13 protein-coding genes and 1 pseudogene are annotated in these 8,832 nt (G+C 71.0%); 11 read left to right on the top strand and 3 right to left on the bottom strand.

Annotation, left to right across the window (positions count from 1 at the left end; genetic code table 11):
* Window positions 1-2,340, top strand: a 2,340-nt coding sequence (locus AOK09_RS30220) for an ATP-binding protein (protein WP_055590416.1), incomplete at its 5' end; no start/stop codon positions are given.
* Window positions 2,341-2,718: 378 nt separating this feature from the next.
* On the opposite strand, the gene AOK09_RS30215 is transcribed toward AOK09_RS30220, so the two are convergent.
* The 3 genes from AOK09_RS30215 to AOK09_RS30205 form a co-directional block, all read right to left on the bottom strand.
* Window positions 2,719-4,338, bottom strand: coding sequence for a recombinase family protein (locus AOK09_RS30215; RefSeq protein ID WP_079063555.1), 1,620 nt, complete (start codon window positions 4,336-4,338; stop codon window positions 2,719-2,721).
* Between the two features lie 8 nt (window positions 4,339-4,346).
* The gene (locus AOK09_RS30210) at window positions 4,347-4,802 is read right to left on the bottom strand and encodes a hypothetical protein (RefSeq protein WP_157876097.1); all 456 of its coding nucleotides are present in this window, start codon (window positions 4,800-4,802) and stop codon (window positions 4,347-4,349) included.
* A gap of 168 nt (window positions 4,803-4,970) precedes the next feature.
* Window positions 4,971-5,516 carry a helix-turn-helix domain-containing protein gene (locus AOK09_RS30205; protein WP_157876096.1) on the bottom strand — a complete coding sequence of 182 codons (546 nt, stop codon included), beginning with the start codon at window positions 5,514-5,516 and terminating at the stop codon, window positions 4,971-4,973.
* Between the two features lie 209 nt (window positions 5,517-5,725).
* Here AOK09_RS30205 and AOK09_RS30200 point away from each other — a divergent pair, with 209 nt between their 5' ends.
* The 10 genes and pseudogenes from AOK09_RS30200 to AOK09_RS30155 all read left to right on the top strand — a co-directional run.
* On the top strand, window positions 5,726-5,974 hold the full coding sequence (locus AOK09_RS30200; protein WP_055590412.1) for a helix-turn-helix domain-containing protein: 249 nt from the start codon (window positions 5,726-5,728) through the stop codon (window positions 5,972-5,974).
* The gene (locus AOK09_RS30195; RefSeq protein WP_055590411.1) at window positions 5,971-6,219 is read left to right on the top strand and encodes a hypothetical protein; all 249 of its coding nucleotides are present in this window, start codon (window positions 5,971-5,973) and stop codon (window positions 6,217-6,219) included. Before AOK09_RS30200 ends, AOK09_RS30195 begins: the two co-directional genes overlap by 4 nt.
* A gap of 114 nt (window positions 6,220-6,333) precedes the next feature.
* Complete coding sequence (locus AOK09_RS30190; protein ID WP_055590410.1) at window positions 6,334-6,828, top strand: hypothetical protein; 495 nt, start codon at window positions 6,334-6,336, stop codon at window positions 6,826-6,828.
* Entirely contained in the window at window positions 6,825-7,172 is a 348-nt protein-coding gene (locus AOK09_RS43295; RefSeq protein ID WP_055590409.1) for a hypothetical protein, read from the top strand. The genes AOK09_RS30190 and AOK09_RS43295 overlap by 4 nt, the downstream gene beginning before the upstream one ends.
* Complete coding sequence (locus tag AOK09_RS30180; protein WP_055590408.1) at window positions 7,172-7,417, top strand: hypothetical protein; 246 nt, start codon at window positions 7,172-7,174, stop codon at window positions 7,415-7,417. Before AOK09_RS43295 ends, AOK09_RS30180 begins: the two co-directional genes overlap by 1 nt.
* Window positions 7,414-7,980: an RNA polymerase sigma factor gene (locus AOK09_RS30175; protein WP_055590407.1), complete on the top strand. Its 567-nt coding sequence runs from the start codon at window positions 7,414-7,416 to the stop codon at window positions 7,978-7,980. Before AOK09_RS30180 ends, AOK09_RS30175 begins: the two co-directional genes overlap by 4 nt.
* Window positions 7,977-8,162, top strand: a complete 186-nt coding sequence (locus tag AOK09_RS30170) for a hypothetical protein (RefSeq protein WP_055590406.1) — start codon at window positions 7,977-7,979, stop codon at window positions 8,160-8,162. The genes AOK09_RS30175 and AOK09_RS30170 overlap by 4 nt, the downstream gene beginning before the upstream one ends.
* Before the next feature lie 4 nt (window positions 8,163-8,166).
* Window positions 8,167-8,445: a helix-turn-helix domain-containing protein gene (locus AOK09_RS30165; protein WP_055590405.1), complete on the top strand. Its 279-nt coding sequence runs from the start codon at window positions 8,167-8,169 to the stop codon at window positions 8,443-8,445.
* Window positions 8,445-8,627: a hypothetical protein gene (locus AOK09_RS30160; RefSeq protein ID WP_055590404.1), complete on the top strand. Its 183-nt coding sequence runs from the start codon at window positions 8,445-8,447 to the stop codon at window positions 8,625-8,627. The genes AOK09_RS30165 and AOK09_RS30160 overlap by 1 nt, the downstream gene beginning before the upstream one ends.
* Window positions 8,624-8,832, top strand: a pseudogene (locus AOK09_RS30155) (hypothetical protein); the annotation flags it as partial. The gene AOK09_RS30160 and the pseudogene AOK09_RS30155, both read left to right, overlap by 4 nt.

The raw sequence follows: 8,832 nt of genomic DNA, 5'->3' as shown, positions 1-8,832 counted from the left end.
CTGGCGCTGTACCGCAGCGGCCGGCAGGCCGACGCCCTGGCCGCCTATGCGGACGCCCGCCGGCACCTGGTCGCCGAACTCGGCGTGGAGCCCGGCCCCGAGCTCACCGACCTCCATGCCCGCATCCTGGCCTCGGACGCCTCCCTGATCCCCGCGGAGGCCCCGGCGGCGGCCCCCGCCGGTACGGGCGCCGTCCGGGTGCCCGCGCAGCTGCCGGCGGACCCGACGGACTTCACCGGCCGGGCCGAGCTGACCGCGGAACTGGAGGCGATGCTGCGCGACAGCCGCGGCACCGCCCTGCGCCTGTGCGCCGTCGCGGGCATCGGCGGCGTGGGCAAGACCGCGCTGGCGGTGCACGCCGCGCACGGAGTGCGCGGCGAGTTCCCCGACGGCCAGCTCTATGTCGACCTGCGCGGGGCCGGCGACTCCCCGGCCGACCCCGAGGCGGTCCTGGGCGACTTCCTGGTCTCCCTGGGCGAGGACGCGGCCGGCATCCCCGACGGCGTGGAGCGCAGATCGCTGCTGCTGCGCTCGCTGCTGGCCGGCCTCTCGGTCCTGGTCGTGCTCGACAACGCCCGGGACACCGCCCAGGTCCTGCCCCTGCTGCCCGGCGGGCCCGGCTGCGCGGTGGTGGTCACCAGCCGGGCGAGGCTCACCGATCTGCCCGGCGCCCACCACATCGACCTGGATGTGCTGGAGCCCCAGGAGGCACTGGGTCTCTTCGAGGCCATCGCGGGCCGGGAACGGGTGAGGGCCGAGCGCGAGGCCGCCCTCGATGTGGTCTCGGCCTGCAGCTTCCTGCCGCTGGCGGTGCGGATCGTGGCCGCGCGGCTGGCCGCCCGGCGCTCCTGGACGGTCTCCACGCTCGCGGCCCGCCTGACCGACGAGCGGCGGCGGCTGGACGAGATGCAGACGGGGCAGCTCGCGGTGGAGGCCACCTTCGCGCTGGGCTACCGGCAGCTCCCCCAGGACCTCTCCCGGACCTTCCGCCTGCTCGCCCTGCCGGAGAGCCCGGACCTGTCCCTGGCGTCCGCGGCGGCGGTGCTGGACCTCCCCGTGGAGTCGACCGAGGACCTGGTGGAGGGGCTGGTGGACACCGGCCTGCTGGAAGCGCCCGCGCCCGGCCGCTACCGCCACCACGACCTGCTGCGCCTGTTCGCCCGCCGGCAGGCCGAGCGCACCGACCCGGACACCGACCGGGACCTGGCGGTGACCCGGCTGCTGGACTTCCTCTTCGCCACCGTGTCGGCGGCGTCGCGGCTGCTGGAGCCCGGCGATGTGCTCACCGACCACCTGCAGGCACCCCGGGCCCGGAGCGCGCCCCTGGCCACCACCGAGGCCGCCCGCTCGTGGCTGCTCGCCGAGCAGACCACCCTGTTCACGGTGATCGCCCAGCAGGCACGGACCGCCCGCGAGGGGGCCGTCCGGCCGCTGATCGACCTGCTGATGGCATGGGTCTGGCTCATCGACGGGGCGGTCCACCAGCGTCAGATCGAGCAGATCCTGCGGCCGGTGGTCGAGGCGGCCCACCGTACGGGCGACAGCGTCGCCGAGGCCCGCGCCCGCTGTGTGCGCGGCCTGCTGCTGTACTCGTGCGACCGGTACGAGGAGGCCGAACCCGAGCTGCGGACCGCGCTCGGCCTCGCCCGCTCCAACGGTGACCGGATCGCCCAGTTCACCGCGGCCAACCTGCTCGGCATCGTCTTCGGGAGCACCGGGCAGCCCACCAAGGCCCTGCCGTATCTGTACGAGGCGCTGGAGCAGTGCGAACTGCTGGGCAACTCCAGCGTCTCGGCGCTGATCATGGGGAACACGGCGCGGTCCCTGATGTCCCTGGGCCGTCCCGGTGAGGCGCTCGGCATGGTGCAGTCCGCTCTGGCCACCGCCGATGCCTCGGGGAACGACTCCACCGTCGCCGAGACCCGCTACTCGGCCGGTGTCGTCCTCCGCCGGGCCGGCGACCCCGACGGTGCGCTCGGCCATCTCCACCACGCCCTGCGCCTCTTCCGCGAGCAGGGGCGGCGCGGCTGGGAGGGGCTGGTCCTGGCCCGTCAGTCGGAGTGCCTGCTGGACCTCGAACGGGACCCCGACGCGGCGGTCACGGCGGAGCGGGCGCTGGCGGTGGCCCAGGAGGTGGGCGACGCCTTCTGCGAGGGGCTCGCCCATGCGACCCGCGGCCGGGCGCTGTCCCGGCTGGGCGAGCACAACCGGGGCAGGGCCAGCCTGGAGAGCGCCTACCAGGTGTTCAGCAGGCTCGGGGTCCCGGAGGCCCACGACATCCGCAAGCTGCTCGACCGGGAGGGCAGCCTGGGCACCGCGGCGACGGCGCCCTCCGACTGAACCGGCCGCGGCGCGCCGGACGGCCGGTCGGTCCGCAGTCGTCGGCCTGCGCCTTCGGCGGGGCCCGCCGCCGGGGAACCGGCCCGGGGCACCTCGGCCCACGGGGCCTCCGCCTTCCCGGTCCGGCCCGGTTCAGGGGCCCTCCCGACCCCCGAGGCGTCACACACCGTGACCGGAAAGCTGCGGCCCGGCGTCTGCCCACCGCTCCCGGCCAGGGGCCCGTACCCTCACTTGACCAGGGCGGATCCAGGACGTATGTTCTCCTCGTCGCGAGATGGTTTATCTCGCAACAACCAGACGCGAAGCCCCTCGGTTGTTCCCTAGGAACACCTGTAAGTGACCATCCGGAAGTTGTTCCCCCGTGACTTCCGGCCGGTCCTACAGTCCGAGGGGCTTCGTACTTTCCCGGACCCACACGGGCTCCGGAACGAGTGAGCCGTCCTCCAGGACGTAGAACTTCCGGAACACCTGCCGCAGGAGCGTGTTCAACAGCTCCGGAGGCGCGGTCGGCCAGTCGTCCAGCAGCCCCCGCGCGACTCGCACCGCCGCCACCCTCAATCCGCCGGCCGCACCCGCGGACAACTCCTCGACCCTGCGCACGGCCGTCGCCTTCTCCGTTCGCAGGGTCTTCAGCGTCGCCAGGAACTCCTCCTCCGGCATCTCCAGCTCCTCGTCCGCCTCGATGAGCGCGAAGGCCCGGAGATGGCGGTTGATGGCCTTCTCCGCGCGCTTCACGGCCTCCTCGGCCTGGACCCTCTCCCGCCCCTGCAGCTCGATGTCGTCGGCGCTCAGGACCACAGCCCCGGCCGCCTGGTCCACCTCGTCCGCAATGGCCCTCAGCTGGCCCAGGACGGCCTTCTCCAGGGCGTCCATGGCATGGGTGCCCGCGCCGCACGCGGAAGGCCCTTTGCGGCGCCTCAGTGAGCACGTGAAGAAGACCCGGGCGCCGGGCTTGGAGCGGCGGGCGACGAGGGCGTTGCCGCACTGGCAAGCCAGGACGCCGGTGAGCGGATACGCGGCCCGCCGCGTCCTGGGCGGCGCCACGCGGACGACGCTCCGGCGTCGCTGGTAGCGCGCCCACAGGTCGGCGTCGACGATGGCAGCGTGCCGGTACTGGGGGTCCGCCAGGATGAGCAGGTGGCGCGGGCAGTTCCACCGGTAGGGCTCGCGACACTGGTCGTCGTGGACGCGCAGGTACCCAGCGGCGAAGCCGCTGTCCATGTAGGCCGCCAGGGTGCGCTCCGACCAGGTGGCTCCGCGGGTGTTGCGGATGCCCCGGTCGTTGAGCCAGTTGGCGAGTCGCTGGAAGCCCTCGCCGTCGGCGTACCGCCGGAAGAGGGATTCGACGATCTTCCGCGTGTCCGGATCCGGTTCGTACCGTTCCTGTTGCAGGACGAGGGACCCGTCAGGACCGGTGATGCAGCGTGGATGCCAGATGTAGCCGAAGCGGCGGCCTCCGGACGACGGCAGGCCGTGCGCAATGCGCCAGGTGTGGGTTTCCTTCCACTGCTCCCCCGCCCGGTCGCTTTCGTATGCGTTGAACTCCATGATCATGCCGCGCTGGAACTTGCCGATGGCCGTGGAGGCGTCGATGGGTTCGGTGGCTGAGTGCAGCTGGCCGCCGGCGCGTTCGACTCGGGCCAGGTTGGTTGCGCAGCCGTCGCGGGTGCGGCCGAACCGGCTGTACTTCCAGACCGCGATGACGCTGGCTTCCGCGGCTTCGACGCGTTCGATTACCTGCATGATCTTGCGCTTGAAGTTTCTGCCGGTTTTGTCAAGGTCTGGAACCCAGTCGATGATCCGGTGACCGGTGGCGGCCGCCCACTGCTCGATGGCCTTCTGTTGCAGTTCCGGAGAGATCATCTCCTCGCGAGCCATCGAGACCCTGATGTAGCCGATGGCCGGAGTCAGGTCCGGATTGTCGATTTTCCGCATTCGATGCTCCGAAACGCGAAGGGCCGCCGCACGCGCACGGGGCACTGTGCTCGGCGGCGGCATCCTTCGGCCTACAGGTTGAACCGGTTGCCCCCGGTGTCGGTGACGGCGTCACCCATCCCGAAGACGGTCTCGCCGCAGCTGGGTGACTCGACGTTTCGTACTGCCGGGCGAGGAATGGACCAGACAGTAGCGCTCTCACGGGCAGTCAGCTCGCCGGCGCGGATGAGCTCGAGAGCATGGCGGAAGGCCTTGCCTTCGATCTCCGCCTTGCGGACCTCTACCGCGGCCAGGCCGGCCTGGGTGCGCTCCTCGATGTCCCGAAGGGCGTCGGCCTGGCGCGCCTGGATGTCGAGCTCCTGCTGCCGGAGTGCCGCGACGTTGCGCTGGTAGCGCGCGTTGTCTTCAGCGACGTGGCGCATGTGGTCGTCTTCTCGCTCCTCGTGGAGGCGCCGTCGGTGTTCCAGGTCGTCGCGCCGTTTTTCCCGTGCTGCGATGAGTCGGTTCTCGCGTGCTGAGTCGTGCATGCTCTGTAGTGCCAGTGGGCCCACCCCCAAAATCAACGTCATCAAGCCGACGCCTCCCGTGTGGCACCTGTTCGGCTGAATTGCCCCCAGGATGACCAGTGCGGCTCCGGCTGCCGCCACGAGCAAGTAGCCGGCTCTTGCTCTCGTGGTCCGTGACGGCATTGCACATCACCTCTCCGCCGACAGTCCCCCTGTTTGCGGATCGCCGATGCTAGTTGAATTTTGGTCATCGGCGAACACTTTCGCCTGAGACTCGACCGATCGAACGAACAGGTGCGCACGTTCCGGCGGAATGTCGAACGCTCGCGCTAGTGCGTAGAGGTCGATGTCCTCAACTGCGGGCGGTATCGAGTCTTGCGGGGTCGGGAGGTCCTCCGGCTTGACCGTCTGGGAGCGCACCAACATTTCCGGCATATCCACCTTGACACCGCCAGCGTTCAAGGCACGCACCAGGCCGCGCTGGGTGTCGATGCTGGGCTGGACCGCTCCGGACAGCGCGCGGCTGAGCTGTCCGCGGTCGACGCCAGCGGCTTTGGCGAGGGCCGAGGTGCCGCCTCTCGCCTGGGTGTCGTAGCCGGCGGCTGCTGCGAGCTCGCGCAGCCACGAGGCGAACTCGGCGTACGGGGCCTCGTCCATGTCGCTCCCGGGGTTGATGTGTGGCCGCTCCCACGGTTGATGGTAGCGCGACCCCTCCCCAATTTTGATGATGTGCACGCACAACATCGCAGGTCAGGGACTATATCAGCCATTGACCTGCACGGATCAAGACTCTCGAATTTGGTTGCGCATGGGGCAACACGCGTAGCGACTTTCGGTCAGTGGCTGTGCACACACACGCTCAACCGCTATATTCGATGTGTGAGCACACGAAGTGTGGGTGCACACCCACACTGCTGCGCCCAGACCAGGAGGTGAACACCCCTATGGCTCCCAAGTTCAGCCTCAACCTCGACGCCCTCCGCCCGCTCGCGGAAGCCCTCGGACACACCAGGCCGGACGGCGACCTGAGCCCCTCCCGCATCGGCAGGCACACCGGCATCGACCGCGTCGTCGTCAGCCGCGTCATCCGCGGGGAAAACGGGCCGGATCTGAGCACTGCCGTCCTCCTCGCGGAGGGCTACGAGACGAGCATCGAATCGCTCCTCGTACGCGAGACCGAGCCCGCGACATGACCGACGTCATCACCCGCGACGAGGCGATCCGCAACGCCGGACAGATCCTGGCCAAAATCCGCGCCCAGCGCGACGCCAAGACACCCCGGCAGGCCGCCGAGGACGCCTGGTACCCCGGCCACTCCCTCGGCTCCGTCGAGGCCATCGAGGCCCTGATCATCCGCCAGCGCCACGACGCCTTGGACCAGGCCCCCGCCGCAGGCGTCGACCGAACGGACAGCCCCTCGGCGCAGTCGGCCGCCTGATCCACAAACGGGTCGGGCCGCCACCCCGGAGTCCAAGCCGGGCGGCGACCCATCAGCCCACACACCATTCGCTCGCTCAAGGAACGGAGGGGACCTATGTCCCAGCCTACCGACATGCCTGGACACGGTGTCCAGGTCCTCACCCTCGCCGAGGCCCGCGCCGGGGTACAGCGCCCGCTGACCCCGGCGGACCGACACCGCGGAGTGCCGCTGCGACAGGGCAACGCCGTCGCGCCGATCCTGCCGCTGCCCTCCGCCCCCACCGCATCCGCGCCGGGGCCGATGGACCCGGAGACATACCGCCGCCTCGCCGCCGTCGTCGACTCGGTGATGGCCCGGGCCACAGGCAAGGACCTCCCGCCCCTGACGTCCTGGCGACTCGACACCGCCGACGTCCTGTACGGCAAGCAGCCCACCGCAAGCGGCCAGCTGTTCAGCGGTCTGTTTGGCGAGGACCGCGAGGAGATCGCCCAGTGGGCCGTGGAGCTCGGCGGGACGGTGACCGAGTACCCGCACCCGGGCTACACGCGGGTGGAGGCTCAGGGCCGTGTGGCTGGTGCCCTGGTCGTGATCTGGGCCCACGCGTACCCGGCCGAGGCGGCCCTGTGACCGCCACGGACCGCCTGCGCGGCATCCTGGCCGCCCACATGACCGGCATCGAGATCGATGCCCTGATCGCCGACATCCAGGCCGAGACCGGGAAGGTCACCTCCACCGGGGGCGCGATCACCCAGCCCGCCGACTTCTACCAGCCCGGCCGCACCTATAGCGGCCCGTACGGCTGGCGGTTCCGCGCCGACACCATCACCACCCATCCGCAGGACGGGGAGCGCACGGCCCTCGGCTGGCGCTACTGGGCCGACGAGTGGGAGCCGTACGCCTGCGGCGAGGCCGACTGGGAGATCGGGCAGTTCGCCAGCTGGACCGGGAGCGGCGAGGCCGGTGATCGGTGATGCGGCAGACGAAGTTCAACCACGCTCCCGTCGCGGCCGAGTGCCGCGCCAACCCGGGCGAGTGGCATCGCACCCGCGCCTATCCCAGCAGCCACACCGCGAAGACGACTGCGGACCACGTCCGCGCCGGGCGCCTGCCCAGCTACACCCCTGCCGGGGCGTACGACGGCACGGTCCGTACGGAGGACGGCGAGCCGGTCCTGTACGTCCGCTACGTCGGCGCCTCGGGTGGCGAGGGCCGATGAGCATCGACACCCGCGCCCTGGTCGAGGCAGCCCAGCAGGGCGACCGCGACGCCTTCGGCCATGCCTTCCAGCAGTACCACGCGTACCTCTGCGGCTTCGCGTGGAAGCGGACGCAGGACCGGTTCCTCACCGAGGACCTGGTCCAGGAGACCGCGCTGCGGGCCTGGCGCCGCATCGACTCCTTCACGTGGCAGGGCCGCGACTTCGGAGCCTGGCTGACCGTCATCCTCCGGAACCTGATCACCGACCACTACAAGTCCATCCGGGTCCGTATGGAGGTCTCCACCGCCGAAATGGTGGACCTCGACCGGAACCAGCTCAGCCCCGAGGACGTGGCACTCGACCGACTCATCACGGATGAGAGGAACCTCGCGGTCCGCCGGGCGATGAGCGCCCTGACCGAGCACCAGCGCCAGGCCCTGCTGCTCCAGTACTGGGGCGACATGACTGGCGACGAGGTCGCAGCCCGGCTGGGCATCCGCATCGGTGCGGTGAAGACACTCGGGTGGCGGGCGCGACAGTCCCTCGGTCAGGTGCTCGCCCGCCAGGGGGTGCCGGCGTGAGCTACTTCAACGCCGCGGTGCTCACCGTGATCGTGTCCGGCCTCGGCCTGCTCTTCCTTATCGCCGACGCCCGCGCCCGGCACCGGGCCCGTGCCCGTGACGCCGCCCAGCAGCGGCACCCTTCCGCCGCCACCCGCAGGCCCACACCCATGCCCGGCCACCGCCACACCAACGGGGAGTAGTCCCATGACCACGCCCAACCCCATGCCGCTCGCCCTCACCGACCGCATGCTCGGCGTCCTGGCCGAGATCGCCAGCGGGCAGTCCAACGCCGAGATCGCCAAGACCTTCGGCCTGACGCTCAACACGGTCAAGACGCACGTCCAGCGGATCATGCGGTTCCTCGGCGCCCGGGACCGGGCGCACGCCGTCGCGATCGCCCTGCGCACCGGCCTGATCTGCGCCGACTGTACCCAGCCTTCGGAGCCCCGGCCCACGGTCGCCGGACTGGCGGAGGCCGCCTGATGGCCCCCTCCCCGGGCGCCTCGCCCAGACCCCTGCATGACGTGCTGCTCGCCGAGATCACCGCATTCGCGGCGGAGAACGTCCCCGACCTGACTCAGCGGGTCACCCGCGATGCCCTCGCCGATCGACTCGTGGCTGTCCTCGCGACCACCAGCACCACCCAGGAAGGCCCCGCCCGATGACGACAGCCCCACCGACCGGCGGCGGCCGGGCCACCACCCTCATCGAGGCCGCGAGCGTGCACGAGCCCGGGTCGATCACCGAGCCCGGCGTGTACGAGGACGTCCCCGCCGAGATTTACCACGCCGACCCAGTCCGAGGCGGCTCCCTGTCCTCCACCGGCGCCCGGCGGCTCCTCGCCCCCAGCTGCCCGGCCCTGTTTCACCA

It is taken from the genome of Peterkaempfera griseoplana (assembly GCF_001418575.1).
GTDB classification, from domain to species: Bacteria; Actinomycetota; Actinomycetes; order Streptomycetales; family Streptomycetaceae; genus Peterkaempfera; species Peterkaempfera griseoplana.
The sequence above is the reverse complement of the archived record's forward strand: the minus strand, read 5'-3'. Positions and strand labels throughout refer to the sequence as shown.